Consider the following 15,285-nt stretch of genomic DNA (forward strand, 5'->3'; position numbering starts at 1 on the left):
CACCCCGCCGATTCCGCTGACCCCGCCGCATCGATCTATCGGGAAACGGCTGATGAAGTGCTCAGAGCATTCGACAGCTCCCGCTCGGGGCTGACGACCGGCGCTGCGGACGAGCGGCGGCTCGCTGCGGGTTCCAACGCGATCGTCGCGCTCAAGAAGGAATCCACACTGACGCGCTACCTGCGCCAGTTCGCCGACTGGATGATCGTGCTGCTCCTCGCGAGCGCCGCCATCACGGGGTTCCTCGGCGACCTCGGCACTGCCGGCGTCCTCGTCGCCCTCGTCGGCTTCAATACCCTGATCGGTTTCGTGCAGGAGAACCGCGCGGAGAAGACCATGGAGGCGCTCGAAAGGCTCGTCGACCCGACCAGTCAGGTCTATCGGGACGGCGTCCTCACCGAGATCGAATCCCGGGCGCTCGTTCCAGGGGACGTGGTGCGGCTGACCGAAGGTATTTCCGTGCCCGCGGACGTACGACTGGTCGACACCACCGCCTTTTCCACCAACGATTTCGCCCTGACGGGTGAGAGCGACCCGACCCGCAAGTACGCGCGACCGATCCCGCACGACGTGCCGCTCGCGGACCGCCGCAACCTGGCGTTCGCGGGCACCAGCGTTGCGACCGGTGAGGCGCTCGGACTCGTCACGGCGACCGGGATGCACACGGAGCCTGGGGCGAATCGCGCGTCTCAGCCAGTCGGCCCCGCAGACCCGCAGCCCGCTGCAGGTGGAGACGGGCAAGATCGCGAAGTACGTCACGTACGGCGTCGCCGTGGTGTCTCTCGTCGTGCTGGTCGTTGCCGTGCAGTCCGAGCTGCCGCTCCGAGAGGCGATGCTCTTCGCCGTCGGATTCGCCTGCGCCCTGATCCCGCAGGGGTTGCCCGCCGAGGTCAATACCGCGCTCGCCGCCGCCGCGGGGACCCTCGCCCGGCAGAACGCCCTCGTCAAGAAGCTCAGGCTCGGTCGAGACGCTCGGGGCGACGCACGTGATCTGCACCGACAAGACCGGCACGCTCACCAAGAACGAGATGACGGTCAGCGAACTCGTGGTCGGCGGCGCCGACTACCGGGTCACCGGAATCGGCTACGCGCCGGTCGGCGTCATCGAACCGGAGTCCCGGAGCGACACGGCGACGGCCCGGCTGCGCGCGTTCCTCACCGTCGGGGTCTTCGCGAACAACGCCCGCCTCGTCGCCCCGGCCGGGGACGACGGCTGGCGGATCCTGGGCGACCCGACGGAGGGCGCACTCCTCGTCGCGGCAGGCAAGGCAGGAATCGACCTCGATGCCCTGCGCGCGGGCTCCCCGAGATCGGCGAACTGCCGTTCGACTCCACCCGAAAACTGATGACGAGCATCCGCCGGGATCCGGCCGGAGGCGTCACCGCGTACTCGAAGGGCGCTCCGGAGAGTCTCCTCGCCCGGGCCGGCCTGATCGACGACGGCAGTGCCGTGCGCCCGATCACGGACGCCGACCGGGCGGCGCTGCTCGCCCGGCACACCGAGAAGGCGGGCCGGGCACTCCGCAACCTCGTCTTCGCGACGCGCGTGCTCACCGAAGCGGATGCCGCCAGCGCCGATATCGGCGTCATCGAACGCGACCTGACCATCCTGGGACTCGTCTCGATGCAGGACCCGATCCGCAACGCCGTCCCCGCCGCCATGACGACCGTTCTCGCCGCAGGCGTGAAGGTCAACATCGTCACGGGCGACTTCTCCCTCACGGCCGAGGCCATCGCACATCAGGCCGGGCTCTCCGGCGACGACGGTCTCAGCATCGTCACCGGCGCGGAGCTCGCGACGATGCCCGACGCCGAGGTCCTCCGTCACGCACTCGGCGGCGGCACGGTGTTCAGCCGGGTCGCACCGGAGGACAAGGTGCGAATCGTCGACCTCGTCAAGGCCTCCGGGCACATCGTCGCCGTCACCGGCGACGGCATCAACGACGCGCCCGCATTGCGTCACGCGAACATCGGGGTCGCGATGGGCGCCTCCGGGACGGACGTGGCCAAGCAGGCCGCAGAGATCGTGCTACTCGACGACAGCTTCGCAACCCTCGTGAACGCGATCGCAGAGGGTCGGACGATCTACCGCAACATCACCAAGGGCGTGCTCAGCTGCCTGACCTCGAACATCGCCGAGTTCGTCGTCAACACCGCGAGTCTGGCTCTGGCCTCCCTGTTCGGCGTGCCCCTCGCCCTGAACGTGCTGCAGATCCTCGCGATAGACCTGCTCGGGGAGATCTTCCCGATCGCGGCGCTCGGCAAGGACCCCGCCGAAGGGGAGACGATGAAGGACCCGCCCCGGGATTCCCGCGCGCGGATCCTCAACGGACGCTCGATCGTCGACGTGCTCTGGTGCGGGTCCCTGATCGGGGTCTTCGCCATGGTCAACTACCTGGTGTTCTTCAGCCGGAACGGAATCGACCCGTTCAGCCAGCCGGTGCCCGCCGTACTGCTCGCCGAGGCGATGTCGACCACCTACGTCACTATCATGGTCTGCCAGCTCGTCAGCATCATCCAGCGCCGCAGCGTGCACGGGTTCTTCACGAGGTACCAGTTCGCCAACCCGTCATTCTGGTATGCCGTGTCCCTCGCCGTCACGATCATGCTCGTGATCGTGTACGTGCCGCTGGTCGCGGGTTTCTTCGGCACGAGCGGGCTCGGCGTCCTGGACTGGGCCTTCGTGCTCGGTGCCGCGGTCCTGTTCCTCGGGGTCCGGGAGGGGGCTGCGGCCCTTCGGCGCCGCGGTGCGAGCGCGCCCGCCGGCCGGGCCTGAGGCATCCGCCTTTCGCTGTGACGGGCACCGCGCCCGCGCCGGTTTCGGCGGCTCACGCCCGCGCCCGCGCCGGTTTCGGCACACCGCGCCCGCCGTTTCGGGCGCGGCCTGCTGAAACCGGAGGGGTGTTCGGCGCGACCGCAATCTGGCACGCTGGTGGGGTACACCGCTACACCAGCACCAGGAGTCCCATGCCCTTCGCCGACCAACTCATCGGAGTGCCGACCGCTGTCGCCCTCACCGCGGCGATCCAGGCCGTCAAGCCGCACGCGTCACTCACCGCCCTGCGCGAAGCCACCGAAATACTCGGCCCGTTCTCGCTTCGAGAGCGGAGCGACCTGTTGCGCGACGCCCTGCTGGCCGACCTGCCTGGCGACTACGACTCGTTCGCCGCGACGCTGCGCGCCGCCGCCTCGGGGACCCTGCCGTTCACCGGCTGGCTGATCTGGCCGGTGTCGACAGCGATCGCGGTCAAGGGCATCGGGGCGGGCACGGATGCCGCCTTCGACGACGCCCTGGGCATGCTCGCCGAACTCACGGGCCGGCTCAGTTCCGAGTTCGCCATTCGGTTGCTGCTCGACCACGACCTCGACCGTGCGCTCCCGGTCGTGCTGGGCTGGACCGCGTCAGCCGACGCCGACGTGCGCCGGCTCGCGACAGAGGGTACCCGGCCGTTCCTGCCGTGGGCCCGGCGCGTTCCCGGCATCCTCGCCGAACCGACCGCGACGCTGCCGATCCTGCACGCGCTCTACCGCGACGCGGACGAGGCCGTGCGCCGGTCGGTCGCCAACCATCTCAACGACCTCAGCAGGCAGCATCCGGGGCTCGCGGTCGCCGCGACGGCCGCCTGGCTCGCCGAACCGGACGAGCACACCGCCAGACTCGTGCGGCACGCGCTGCGCACCCTCGTCAAGCGGGGCCACCCGGCCGCGCTCGCCCAGCTCGGCTTCCATGCCGCCGACGTGACCGTGGCCGGCCCGGTGCTGGCCGAGGCGAAGGTGGCGTTCGGCGGAACGGTCGACTTCACCGCCAGCATCCGCAACAATGCCCGGGTGGCCACCCGCCTGGCGGTCGACTACGTCGTGCACCACCAGAAGGCGAACGGCACCCTCAGCGGCAAGACGTTCAAGCTCACGACTCTGACCCTTGCGCCCGGCGAGCTCGTCCTGCTGTCCAAGGGCCATTCACTCCGGCCGATCACGACCCGCCGCTACTACCCGGGGGAGCACGCCGTCGAGTTGCAGGTGAACGGTGTGACCCACGGCCGGACGCCGTTCATCCTGCTGCCGGAGGCCTGACCGGCCGGGTCGCCCTGACCACCACGTCTCGCACCCGAGTCACGCTGTCATGGGCGGCGGGGGCGTCCCGCTCGCGCGATTCGGCCAGATCAACCTCGAGGCTCCGCGCCGTCGATCGCGGCAAGCACATCGTCGACCCCGAACATCAGCTCTCGGAAGTGAGCCCGGTGCTCGCCGGCATCGGCTTCTGAGACGTCGTGACCGACGATGAGCAGCGTGCCGCCTGGCGCGACGGCCTCCGCGAGGGCCCGGAACAGAATGCTCCCGGCGGACCCGGGCAGGTGCATGAACTGGGACGAGACGAGGTCGGACGACCGAGGCTCCGGCGACCAGGATGTCAGGTCGTGCCGCTCCCAGCGGATGCGCGCCGCGGCATGCCCGTCGACGGACTCCGCCCGGGCACGCGCCTTGGCGAGCGCGTTCGTGGAGATGTCGACACCGGTGACCTGCCACCCGCTCATCGCCAGCCAGAGTGCGTCGCCGCCTTCCCCGCTGCCGATGTCGAGGGCTCTGCCCGGGGTGAGTGACGTGGCTTCGGCAACCAGCACGGGGTTCGGGTCCCCACTCCAGGCCAGACCGGGAGCGGCGTAGCGCTCTTCCCAATAGTCGCGGCCGAACGGGTGTTCCTCGTGTGTCATGGCAGACCTCCAGCTCCGATGCTCGGCCAGGATCGACGGAATCGCCAAGCTCGTTTGCCGAAGTGGCAAGATCAACCCATGGACGACACTTCCCCCACGACGGAGACGATGCTCGCCGCCGTCGGCCCGCTCCTGCGCGCGCGGCGCAGCGAGCACGGGATGACACTTGCCGAACTGTCTGGCGCCACCGGCATCTCGGTCAGCACGCTGTCCCGGCTCGAATCCGGGCAGCGGCGTCCCGCGCTCGAACTCCTGTGGCCGCTGGCTCGCGCCTACGGCGTCCCGCTCGACGAGCTGGTCGGGGCACCGGAGACGGGTGACCCGCGCATCCACTTGCGACCGACCCGGCATCGCGACCAGACGATCGTGCCGCTGTCCCGCGGCGGTAGTGGCGGGCCCCAGGCGTTCAAACACCTGATCCCGGCCTCGGTGGCGGAGCGGGAGCCGGATCCGAAAGTGCACGAGGGATACGAGTGGATCTACGTGCTCCGCGGCCGGCTGCGGCTCGTGCTGGGCGTGCATGACCTCGTGCTCCCGGCCGGGGAGGCCGCCGAGTTCGATACCCGCACGCCGCACTGGTTCGGGAGGGTCGGACCTGGCGACGTCGAGTTCCTCACCCTCTTCGGCCGTCAGGGCGAGCGGATGCACGTGCGCGCCGCCCCGCCGGGCCGTCTGGGCGAGTGACTCGCGGCGCGATGCGGGGTGGTCGGCCGGGTCACGTCACGGAGGATCGCACACGGGCCCTACGAGGGGCGCTGCGCCGGATCACTGAACGGACTCACCGGGCGCCCCAGAGCCACCCCATCGACGGTGATGTCGACCCGTTCGTTGTAGAACGCGACGAGGCCCGCAATCTCCGCTACAGCGGCAGACGGCCGGGTATAGCTCCAGGCGACGTTCGCGAGGTTCGGGTCGTCGACAACATCCCAGTACTGATCGGCCTGCCCCTTATAGGCGCAGACGCTGGTCGTGGTCGTCGCCCGGAGCAACTCAAGCCTGACGTCGGCCTGCGGGAGGTAGAAGCGCGGAGGGAGCCCCGTTTCGAATAGGAGCACCGGGTGCCGACTCTCGGCCAGGAGGACATCGTTCGCCGACACCTGAACGTGCCGACTGCTCGGCAGAGCATCGACGCGGTGGAACGGGTCCCGCGGATGAGCCCAGACGACGATATCCTCCTCCTGCCACCGATCGATCCCGCCCGGACGCCAACTGAACACGATCCGGTCGCCGAGTCCGGCGAGCATCCACGCTGCGTGCGGAATCACCCGCCCACCCACGACGACATCGAACCACGTCTGCACCTGGCCCTTCGGGCCGAAGAAGTCGAAGCCGCCGCGCTCCGGCGCCGCACCGGACTCGGAGAGCCGTGTCATATCGATGGTCGCCGGAGAGAACGCATAGCCGGGAACGGGAAAGCCGTCCTCCCAGAACAGGAGTGGGTCGCGGCTCTCCACCAGTGTCACATCCCCGACGAACGCGCGAACCCACCGCTCGCTTGGATAGGTCTTCATAGAGGTCTCCCTCGCTCGACTGTCCTGATGCGGACAGTCTCCCCCTCCGACCCTGCCGGGAAAAGGGTCGCGGGGAATACCGCGGCGGAAAAAAAGAAGCGGCCCACCGAAGTGAGCCGCTTTCATACTGTGCGCCCGAAGGGATTCGAACCCCCAACCTTCTGATCCGTAGTCAGATGCTCTATCCGTTGAGCTACGAGCGCATGTGCCAGGCGAAATCCTTCGCGAAGACAACTTAGAAACTATAACAGATTTCCGGGCCCCTCCCGTTCGAGGGCTTGCGAGAGACACCGGATGCAGCGTTTAAAGTGTGCTCGCCTGCCACCGGTGTCGCGGCATCCGCCACGCTCTTCGGGGTGCGGATGCCGAGCCAGGAGACGAGGGCGCCGGCGAACATCAGGGAGGCGGTGACCGCCAGGACCCGCTGGAACCCGGCGACGCCGAGCTGCTCGCCGGCGATCGTGCCGGCGAGGGCGATCATGATGAGTCCGGCGACCCGGGAGACGGCGTTGTTGATCGCCGAGCCGATTCCGGCCTGCTCTGGGCGGATGGAGCCGAGCACGGCGCCGGTCAGGGGCGCCACCGTGACGGCGAGCCCGAGGCCCACGACGGCGATGCCGGGGATCACGGTGCGCCAGACATCCACCGGGGGAACGGCGAGGGTGAGGAGGAGGAAACCGCTGCCCGCCACGATCGGGCCCAGGGTCATGAAGAGTCGCGGGCCGAACCGGCCCGCGAGCCCGCCGAACAGCGTCGAGAAGAACAGCATCATCAGGGTCGCCGGGATGCCCGCGAGTCCCGCGCTCGTCGCCGAGAGGCCACCGACCTGCTGCAGGTAGACGGCGAAGATGAAGAAGCCGAGGCTCAGGGCGCCGTAGATGCCGACGGTCGCGAGGTTGCCCGCCCAGAAATTGCGCGCCCGGAAGAGGCCGAGGGGCATCATCGGGTGCGGTGCGCGGGCCTCCCACCAGATGAAGGCGGCGAGGGAAAGCAACCCGATGACAAGAGGCAGGAAGACGACGGGGCTGCCCCAGCCGAGCCTGCCCTGCTCGATGAGCGCGAAGACGGGACCGCCCAGGCCGACGACGGCGAGGCAGGCACCGGCGACGTCGATCCGGGCCGCCGGACCGGTGCGCGCCGGTTCCCGCACCCCGGCGAGCACGACGAGGGTCACCACGATCGGCAGCACGTTGATCGCGAAGACGAGTCGCCAGCTGCTCGTGTCGACGAGGATGCCGCCGAGGATGGGGCCGGCGATGCCCGCGATGCCGGTCCAGCCGGTCCAGGCTCCGATCGCCCGGCCCTGGGCCGGTCCTCTGAACGTCGAGGTGATGAGTGCGAGGGAGCTCGGGACGAGCAGGGCGGCTGCAGCGCCCTGCAGGATGCGCGCGACGACGAGCGCGGCGCCCCAGGGAGCGACGGCGCACGCGAGCGAGGTGATCCCGAACCAGATCAGGCCGACCCGCAGCACGCGGATCCGGCCGAAGGTGTCCGAGAGTGAGCCGGCCACGAGGATCAGGGCGCCGAGGGAGAGCAGGTAGCCGTCGACGACCCACTGCTGCAGGGTGAGTCCGCCGCCGAGTTCGCGCGAGATCGCGGGGAGTGCGACGTTGATGATCGAACCGTCGAGAAAGGCGACGAAGGAGGAGAGGATGGCGACGATCAGGATACGGCGTTCGCGAGGAGTCACCCGGCAATTCAACCCCGGATCCCGGTTGAAGTGAACCCGCACCCGGGGTAGCCGGTGCGCGGAGCAGGTGCCACACTGGCGCCATGACCCCGAGCCGCAACACCCAGGCCTCCTACGACTACTCCGGACTGCGCGCCCTGTTCATCAACTGCACGCTCAAGCGCAGCCCCGAAGCGAGCAACACCCAGGCGATCATCGACCTGAGCATGAACCTGATGCACGAGCAGGGCGTGTACGCCGAGACGCTCCGGGCGATCGACCACGACATCGCGACCGGCGTCTATCCCGACATGACCGAGCACGGCTCGAAGACGGATGCCTGGCCGGCGCTCTTCGACAAGGTCAGGACCGCGGACATCCTCGTGATCGGCGGCCCGATCTGGCTCGGCGACAACAGTTCCGTGACGAAGCGCGTGATCGAGCGGCTCTACGCGATGAGCGGGGAGTTCAACGACAAGGGCCAGTACGTCTACTACGGCAAGGTCGGCGGCGCCATCATCACCGGCAACGAGGACGGTGTGAAGCACTGCTCGTCGAACATCCTCTACAGCCTGCAGCACATCGGATACTCGATCCCGCCCGCCGCGGACGCCGGCTGGATCGGCGAGATCGGGCCGGGGCCGAGCTACCTGGATGCCGGGTCCGGCGGCCCCGGAAATGACTTCACCAACCGCAACACGACCTTCATGACCTGGAACCTGATGCACCTCGCGGCGATCCTGAAGGCCAACGGCGGCTTCCCCGCCTATGGGAATCTCCGCAAGGACTGGGACTCCGGAGAGCGCTTCGGCTTCGAACCCAACCCCGAGTACCGCTGACCCGGCAACCGGCCCGCCGCCCCGAACCCCGCACGATCACCGCCGACCTGAAGGACCCAGACAACTCCAGAACAGTCCCCCGAGGAGGAGCGCATGTCCACAGCAGTGACCCTCGACGACGAACAGCACCCGGGCGCCGACCCGGGTCTGGGAATGCCCCTGCGCTCCGTTGCACTCCCCCGGGGACGACTCGACGTCCGCGTCACCGGCGGGCTCGTGCGCGGGGTGCACGAGGACGGGATCCTGGCCTGGCGAGGGATCCCGTATGCGGCGCCGCCGGTCGGCGAAGGGCGCTTCCGGGCGCCGCGTCCCGTGGAACCGTGGACGGGCATCCGTGACGCCTCGAAGTTCGGCAAGATCGCCTCGCAACCGCACCGCGGGCAGTTTCGCGCGCACGGGCCGCGCAGGCCCTCGGGAGAAGACTGCCTGACCATCAACGTCATTCGACCGGCCGCGGCGCACCCACGGCGCCTCGGCCTGCCGGTGATGGTATTCATTCACGGCGGCGGCTACAGCGTGGGTTCCTCCCAGGACTTCACCGGCCGCGGCGAGCGCTTCGTGCGGAGCGGCCGCATCGTCTACGTGAGCTTCAACTACCGCCTGGGGGCGCTCGGCTACATCGACTTCACCCGGTACTCGACACCGGAGCACCCTCTCGAGAGCAATCTCGGGTTGCGCGACCAGGTTGCCGCCCTCCGCTGGGTGCGGGACAACATCCGCGCCTTCGGCGGCAACCCGAACAACGTCACCGTGTTCGGGGAATCCGCGGGTGGAAACGCGGTCGTCACGCTGATGGCGACGCCGGCGGCCGAGGGGCTCTTCGCGCGCGCAATCGCCCAGAGCTCGCCATCGAACGCCGCGTTCTCGCGCGAACTCACGGATGCCTGGGCCGAGGAGGTCGTCGAGGAGTTGCGCACGCTCACGGAAGCCGACGCCGGAGCGGTCGGCCTGGCGCCGGACCAGCTGCTCACGATGGCACCGGCCGACGTGATCTCCCAGGCCGCCGTCGCGGTGCAGACCCGGACCCCGGACTCGAACCCGGGCACCTTCTGCCTCGTGCCCGTCGTCGACGGGGACTTCCTGCCGGAACGCCCGGTCGACGCCTTCCGCGCCGGCCGCGAACACCGGGTCCCGCTCATCATCGGCTCCAACGAGAGGGAAGGCACCCTCTTCCGCGGCAGGGTCGACATTCTGCCGCGCTCGGCCCCCCGGATCAACGCCATCTTCGACCAGGCGCCGGAGAGCGCGCACGAGGCGATGCGCGCGGCGTACGCGGGGTTGTCGCCGTTGCGCGGCTCCGTCGATTTCGGCAGCGACTTCGTGTTCTGGTACCCGAGCCTGCAGCTCGGCGAGCTGCACTCGAGGATCGCGCCGGTGTACGTCTACCGTTTCGACCTCGCGCCGCGCCTGATGCACATGCTCGGCTTCGGCGCGACCCACGGCATCGAGCTCTTCGCGCTGTTCGACCAGGCCGACCTGCCCGTCGCCCGGATCATGAGCGTGCTCGGCGGTCGCGAGCACTTCATCAACGCGGGCGAGCGGATGCGCCGGAACTGGCTGCACTTCGCGGTCACGGGCCGTCCCGACGCAGGCTGGCCCCGCTTCACCGAGGAGGACCGCCTGACCCTCATCATCGACGCGGCGGACCGCGTCGAGTCGGATCCCCGCGGGGACCGGCGGGCGGTCTGGCAGGAATTCCTGCCCGACTGGTGATCGCCGGTCCCTCCCGCGGCCCAGAAACATGCGAAACCGGAACATTCGGCAGGTGCGGGCCGCGGGAAACAGGGGTAGAACGATGTCAATCACGATCGCTCACCGCTGAGGGACCGCGTTCGTCCTGTTCCGCCCTGTTGCCGACCCCGGTCGGCCCTCCTGTGGGGAGTACTGATGACCGATAGCGCTTCGTCCCAAGCCGGCGAGAAACGTTCCGACCAGGTCGACAGCAAGGGCCTGAAAGGCGGGGCGCTCGGCCTGCTGTCGAGCGTGGTCGTCGGAATGGCGTCGACCGCCCCCGCGTACAGCCTCGCCGCGAGCCTCGGCTTCATTGTCGCAAGCGGCGGAGCCCTCCTCGCGGGCGTCAAGGCGCCGGGGATCGTACTTCTCGCCTTCGTGCCGATGTACCTCATAGCCGTCGCATACCAGGAACTTAACAAGGCGGAACCTGACTGCGGAACGACGTTCACCTGGGCCACCCGAGCGTTCGGCCCGATCACCGGCTGGCTCGGCGGCTGGGGCATCATCGCCGCAGACGTCATCGTGATGGCCAACCTCGCCCAGGTCGCCGGCTCGTACTCCTTCACCTTCATGGGCGACCTCGGACTGACCGGTGTCGCCGACCTCGCGAACGACCAGTTCTGGTCGACGGTCGCCGGCGTGATCTGGATCGTGATCATGACCTGGATCTGCTACCGCGGCATCGAACTCTCCGCCCGCATCCAGTACGTGCTCCTCGGCATCGAGGTCGTCGCACTGATCATTTTCGCGGTCTTCGCCCTCATCCGCGTTTACACCGGGAGTGCGGAAAGCTACTCGCTGACCCCGACACTCGACTGGTTCAACCCGTTCACGCTTGACTTCGGCAGCGTGATCGCCCCGGCCGTGCTGACCGCCGTGTTCATCTACTGGGGCTGGGACACGGCCGTCTCGGTCAATGAGGAGACGGCCGATCCGGCGAAGACTCCCGGCCGCGCAGCCATCATCAGCACCCTGTTGCTCCTCGGCACCTACGCCCTCGTGACCGTCGCGGCGGTCGCCTTCGCGGGCGTCGGCACCGACGGCGTTGGGCTCGGCAACGACGCGAACTCGGCGGACGTCTTCGCCGCGATCGGGCCGGCCCTGTTCGGCGACAGCACCCTCGGCAACCTCGCCATGCTCCTCCTCTCCGCGTCGATCCTCACCTCGGCCTCCGCGTCGACGCAGACCACGATCCTGCCGACCGCACGCACGGCGCTGTCGATGGGCGTCTACCGCGCCCTGCCCGCGCGCTTCGCGAAGATCCACCCGCGGTACCTGACGCCGACCTGGGCCACGCTCGCCATGGGTGGCATCTCGATCGGGTTCTACCTGCTCTTCACACTGATCAGTGTCCAGCTGCTCGGGGCGCTGATCGGCTCCGTCGGCCTGATGATCGCCTTCTACTACGGGCTCACCGGTTTCGCGTGCGTCTGGTATTACCGCAGGTCGATGTGGTCGTCGTTCCGGAACGTGATCATGCGGGGCCTCTTCCCGCTGCTCGGCGGCCTGATGCTGACCGCCGCCTTCGTCTACGGGCTGCAGCAGTACGCCACGGTCGACTGGCTCACCGACGACAACGGGAACAACGTCACGATCTTCGGCATCGGCGCCGTCGCCGTCGTCGGGATCGGCGCTCTGGTGCTCGGCGTGATCGTGATGCTGATCTGGTGGGCGATCAACCCGAATTTCTTCCGCGGCCGCACCCTGCCACGCCAGACCGACGACCTCGTGCTCGCCACGACAGAAGCGGAGTCGATTGCACGGTTCGGCCTGCCGGACTCCGGCCTGATGCCGACCATGATCGCGCCGGACCTGTCGAACCTTCCGCCCGGCCAGACGGCCGTCAACGCCGAAACCGGCGAGGAGGTCACCAGGCCCGGCGCACTGCCCCCGACCGACACGAAACGGCATCCCCGCGCCGAGACCGACGACGAATAGCCGGCGGGTGATCGAATGGTTCTGTCCTCAACAGATACCTGATCAACGGGAGTTTCCACAGACCTGAGCCTTGCTCAGAGAGTGTCGGTGGTCGGTCGTAACGTGAGGGCATGACCACCCTCCCGGTATCGCCCGCTACATCCGATCAGCCGTATCGCGACCGGGTGTTCGGCGAGTCGGTGCAGGGCGGCCCGGCGCTGGATAACCCGGTGCTGGATAACCCGGTGCTGGATAACCCGGGGCAGGGCCGCCCGGTACTAAATAACCCGGGGCAGGGCGGCGGTGTGCTCGCCGGCTTGCGGTCGCTGGCGGATGTCATCGCCGGGCTCGGTGGCTCGTCGACGATTGTCGACGCGCTCACCGACGAGGCCGTGCTGGAAGGACAGGTGTTCATCGCCAGGGCCCGGCGGGCCCTCGACACACAGGCGGCCTGGTTCGCGGCGACCCTCGCCCGCCGGTCCCGGCCCGAACTCGGCGGGAAGGGCCTCGCCGCCCGGAAGGGCTTCCGGACCCCGGAGGACCTGCTGCAGTCGATCTCCGGGTCGAGCAAGGGCGATGCCGTCAAGCTCCTCGGGGTGGGCAGGCTACTGGCCGAGGCCGACGCCGCCGAGAAGGCCGCCCGGGAAGCCGCCGAGGCCCAGAAGCTGCTCGATGGCACACCGACTCTCGACGGGCAGGGCGGGCACGGCGGGAGCGATGGGCTCGATGGGCAGGGCGGGAACAGCGAGCAACCGCCCCTCGATGGGACCGCCCCGAACGTGCCACCGGTTCCGGCGGCCGCGGTGCCGCCGTGGCACGCCCCGATCGGCCGGGCCCTCGCCGAGGGCTGGCTCAGCGTCGAGAAGGCAGACGCGCTCCGCAAAGGTCTCGGCGACCTAGATCGGGCGATCACCCCGGAGAAACTCGCCAGCGCCCTCACCCGGCTCCTCACGGAGGCACGAACCCTGAACGCCGACCAGCTGTTCAAACGGGCCAGAAGGGTGCGGGACGTACTCGATGAGGCTGGCATCGCCGCCCGCGAGAAAGCCGCCTACGACGACCGGTCCCTGCGGTTCTACCGGCTCCACACGGGGCAGGTCCGCCTGGTCGGCCTGTTCGCCCCGGAAGACGGCGAATACCTGATGCAGACCTACGACGCCATCACCAGCCCAAGGCGTGGCGGGGTCCGTTTCGTCGACAAGGAGCAGGCCGCGTGGGCGAAGCGGGTACAGGACGACCCGCGCACGACCGAGCAGCTCACCGCCGACGCATTCCTCGCCCTGACCAAACTCGGCGTCAAGGCCGACCCGAAACGCATCGCCGGCGGCCGCAGCCCCGCCGTGCGCATGGTCACCATCCGCCCCAGGAACACCACACCCACCGGGGCGATATCGACAGGGTCGTCGCCCGCCGGGCCAGCGGCGACCGACGCCGCACCGACCGGGACCGCACCCACCGGCGCCTCACAGTCCGAGACCACACCCACAGGGATCGCGTCGACCGGGGCCGCACCCACGAGCACCGCACCGACCGGGACCACCCAGGTCAGCACCGCGTCTATCGGGGCCGCAGCCGGTGGCACTGAAACGGGCGGCCCAACTCTGGCCGCGGATGCACTCGCCTCCGACGCCGCTGCGGGCCCCGAAACTGAGACGCCCACGCTCCAGCCGGGCTTCATCGAGGGGACCGCGGTCACGGTCTCGGCCGAGACCGTGGAACGGAACCGGTGCGACAGCGGACTCCTGGACGTCACCTTCGACGACCACGGGAGGGGTGTCGACCTCGGCCGGGAACAACGCACCTTCAGCCCCGCCCAACGCGCCGCCCTCGCCCTTCGCGACGGCGGCTGCATGTGGCCCGGCTGCGACCGACCACCCTCCTGGACCGAAACCCACCACATCCGACACTGGAAAGACGACAGGGGCGAGACCAACCTGGCCGACGGGATCCTGCTCTGCCGGTCCGACCACCTCAGACTCCACAACGAACACTGGCACATCACCCGAGACCACACCGGCCAGTACTGGCTCACCCCGCCACCCGGACTCGACCCCGACCATCAACCCGTCCTCCTGACCAGCAAGAACCCAGTCCTGCCGGTTGATGGCCGGTTCTGATCCGCACGAAGCTCACCTCGTCACGTTCACAGCACCGCACCGCACCGCACCGCACCGCACCGCACTGATGGTGACCATCGGGATTCGACGACGGCCGGGCCAGTGCACAGGCACCCGACCCGACCGCGTTCGTATCCGGCACATTTGTAGCCGATGTATTCGTGCCCGGTACATTCGTAGTCGACTCATGCGCTGTCGACTCATGCACTGTCGACCCATTCGCTGCCGGCTCATTTGGTGTCAACTCATTTGGTGTCGACTTTGCAGTCAACTCATTCGTTGACGAGGACAGGGACGCCGATCGACACAGCCACGGCCCGACCGGACACGTCCGCGGGCACCGCGATTGTGAACTCCTGACGTTCCACGGGCGGACCGGTGTGGGTGGTGTCCTCGCTCAGGTGGTGGACGAAACGACCGTTGCCGACCAGGACACCATCGGCGTCATAGAACCCGGCCGGCACCTCGAGGTCGAGCACGTCGCTCACGTCGCTTGTCACGCGCACGGCACCCGAGACCGAACCCCCGTCAAAGGCGAGGTCCTCCAGCACGAACCGGTCGTCGAACGGACCGGCCGCCGCGACGATCGCACCCGGGCTCGGGTGCACCCGGCCCAGGCTCTCCAGTTCAGGGGCCCCGGTCGAGGGCGCCAGTCCCGCAGACGTCGCCTGCGGAGTGAACTGCGTCGCAGGTCCCTCCGCCGCAGCGGCCGTTCGCTCGTCTCCATGGGTGCCGGTCGTCGCCGAGTACACGGCGATACCGATGACCGCGAAGACGGCCACCACG

Annotated in this window: 11 protein-coding genes, 1 tRNA gene and 3 pseudogenes; 10 read left to right on the forward strand and 5 right to left on the reverse strand. The window is 68.9% G+C overall.

Annotated features, from left to right (window positions below):
- Nucleotides 1-33: 33 nt before the first annotated feature.
- From KIV56_RS20380 to KIV56_RS10180, 5 genes and pseudogenes are all read left to right on the forward strand, one after another.
- Nucleotides 34-651 (forward strand): annotated as a pseudogene (locus KIV56_RS20380) (cation-transporting P-type ATPase); the annotation flags it as partial.
- Nucleotides 626-874, forward strand: a pseudogene (locus KIV56_RS20385) (hypothetical protein); the annotation flags it as partial. The pseudogenes KIV56_RS20380 and KIV56_RS20385, both read left to right, overlap by 26 nt.
- A 154-nt stretch (nt 875-1,028) precedes the next feature.
- Nucleotides 1,029-1,366: pseudogene (locus KIV56_RS10170) on the forward strand (cation-transporting P-type ATPase); the annotation flags it as partial.
- Entirely contained in the window at nt 1,346-2,776 is a 1,431-nt protein-coding gene (locus KIV56_RS10175; protein ID WP_281536122.1) for an HAD-IC family P-type ATPase, read from the forward strand. The pseudogene KIV56_RS10170 and the gene KIV56_RS10175, both read left to right, overlap by 21 nt.
- 191 nt (nt 2,777-2,967) lie before the next feature.
- Nucleotides 2,968-4,074: a DNA alkylation repair protein gene (locus tag KIV56_RS10180; RefSeq protein WP_281533355.1), complete on the forward strand. Its 1,107-nt coding sequence runs from the start codon at nt 2,968-2,970 to the stop codon at nt 4,072-4,074.
- Nucleotides 4,075-4,163: 89 nt separating this feature from the next.
- Here KIV56_RS10180 and KIV56_RS10185 read toward each other — a convergent pair whose 3' ends face one another.
- Entirely contained in the window at nt 4,164-4,712 is a 549-nt protein-coding gene (locus KIV56_RS10185; protein ID WP_281533356.1) for a class I SAM-dependent methyltransferase, read from the reverse strand.
- Between the two features lie 78 nt (nt 4,713-4,790).
- Between KIV56_RS10185 and KIV56_RS10190 the strand changes: the two genes are divergently transcribed.
- Nucleotides 4,791-5,396 (forward strand): helix-turn-helix domain-containing protein, encoded by a 606-nt coding sequence (locus KIV56_RS10190; protein WP_281533357.1) that lies wholly within the window; start codon nt 4,791-4,793, stop codon nt 5,394-5,396.
- A gap of 59 nt (nt 5,397-5,455) precedes the next feature.
- Here KIV56_RS10190 and KIV56_RS10195 read toward each other — a convergent pair whose 3' ends face one another.
- The 3 genes from KIV56_RS10195 to KIV56_RS10205 all read right to left on the reverse strand — a co-directional run bounded on the left by KIV56_RS10195 (nt 5,456) and on the right by KIV56_RS10205 (nt 7,913).
- Entirely contained in the window at nt 5,456-6,223 is a 768-nt protein-coding gene (locus KIV56_RS10195; RefSeq protein WP_281533358.1) for a DUF427 domain-containing protein, read from the reverse strand.
- A 130-nt stretch (nt 6,224-6,353) separates the two neighbouring features.
- Nucleotides 6,354-6,426: transfer RNA gene (locus KIV56_RS10200), tRNA-Arg, on the reverse strand.
- A 32-nt stretch (nt 6,427-6,458) separates the two neighbouring features.
- Nucleotides 6,459-7,913 carry an MFS transporter gene (locus KIV56_RS10205; RefSeq protein WP_281533359.1) on the reverse strand — a complete coding sequence of 485 codons (1,455 nt, stop codon included), beginning with the start codon at nt 7,911-7,913 and terminating at the stop codon, nt 6,459-6,461.
- Nucleotides 7,914-7,996: 83 nt separating this feature from the next.
- On the opposite strand from KIV56_RS10205, the gene KIV56_RS10210 reads away from it, so the two are divergent.
- The 4 genes from KIV56_RS10210 to KIV56_RS10225 all read left to right on the forward strand — a co-directional run bounded on the left by KIV56_RS10210 (nt 7,997) and on the right by KIV56_RS10225 (nt 14,499).
- Complete coding sequence (locus KIV56_RS10210) at nt 7,997-8,731, forward strand: flavodoxin family protein (protein ID WP_281533360.1); 735 nt, start codon at nt 7,997-7,999, stop codon at nt 8,729-8,731.
- Between the two features lie 93 nt (nt 8,732-8,824).
- A complete protein-coding gene (locus tag KIV56_RS10215; protein WP_281533361.1) occupies nt 8,825-10,444 on the forward strand; it encodes a carboxylesterase/lipase family protein in 1,620 nt (539 codons plus the stop codon).
- Between the two features lie 174 nt (nt 10,445-10,618).
- A complete protein-coding gene (locus KIV56_RS10220) occupies nt 10,619-12,403 on the forward strand; it encodes an APC family permease (protein WP_281533362.1) in 1,785 nt (594 codons plus the stop codon).
- A gap of 110 nt (nt 12,404-12,513) precedes the next feature.
- On the forward strand, nt 12,514-14,499 hold the full coding sequence (locus KIV56_RS10225; protein WP_281533363.1) for an HNH endonuclease signature motif containing protein: 1,986 nt from the start codon (nt 12,514-12,516) through the stop codon (nt 14,497-14,499).
- A gap of 272 nt (nt 14,500-14,771) precedes the next feature.
- On the opposite strand, the gene KIV56_RS10230 is transcribed toward KIV56_RS10225, so the two are convergent.
- Complete coding sequence (locus KIV56_RS10230; protein ID WP_281533364.1) at nt 14,772-15,284, reverse strand: hypothetical protein; 513 nt, start codon at nt 15,282-15,284, stop codon at nt 14,772-14,774.
- Nucleotide 15,285: the final 1 nt, after the last annotated feature.

Origin of the sequence: Cryobacterium breve, assembly GCF_027594785.1 — a bacterium.
GTDB lineage: Bacteria > Actinomycetota > Actinomycetes > Actinomycetales > Microbacteriaceae > Cryobacterium > Cryobacterium breve_A.

What these genes read in the sequence shown, in the direction of transcription:
- KIV56_RS10175 (WP_281536122.1), top strand. Translation starts at nt 1,346, where the DNA reads ATGACGAGCATCCGCCGGGATCCGGCCGGAGGCGTCACCGCGTACTCG.
- KIV56_RS10180 (WP_281533355.1), top strand. Translation starts at nt 2,968, where the DNA reads ATGCCCTTCGCCGACCAACTCATCGGAGTGCCGACCGCTGTCGCCCTC.
- KIV56_RS10185 (WP_281533356.1), bottom strand. Translation starts at nt 4,712, where the DNA reads ATGACACACGAGGAACACCCGTTCGGCCGCGACTATTGGGAAGAGCGC.
- KIV56_RS10190 (WP_281533357.1), top strand. Translation starts at nt 4,791, where the DNA reads ATGGACGACACTTCCCCCACGACGGAGACGATGCTCGCCGCCGTCGGC.
- KIV56_RS10195 (WP_281533358.1), bottom strand. Translation starts at nt 6,223, where the DNA reads ATGAAGACCTATCCAAGCGAGCGGTGGGTTCGCGCGTTCGTCGGGGAT.
- KIV56_RS10210 (WP_281533360.1), top strand. Translation starts at nt 7,997, where the DNA reads ATGACCCCGAGCCGCAACACCCAGGCCTCCTACGACTACTCCGGACTG.
- KIV56_RS10215 (WP_281533361.1), top strand. Translation starts at nt 8,825, where the DNA reads ATGTCCACAGCAGTGACCCTCGACGACGAACAGCACCCGGGCGCCGAC.
- KIV56_RS10220 (WP_281533362.1), top strand. Translation starts at nt 10,619, where the DNA reads ATGACCGATAGCGCTTCGTCCCAAGCCGGCGAGAAACGTTCCGACCAG.
- KIV56_RS10225 (WP_281533363.1), top strand. Translation starts at nt 12,514, where the DNA reads ATGACCACCCTCCCGGTATCGCCCGCTACATCCGATCAGCCGTATCGC.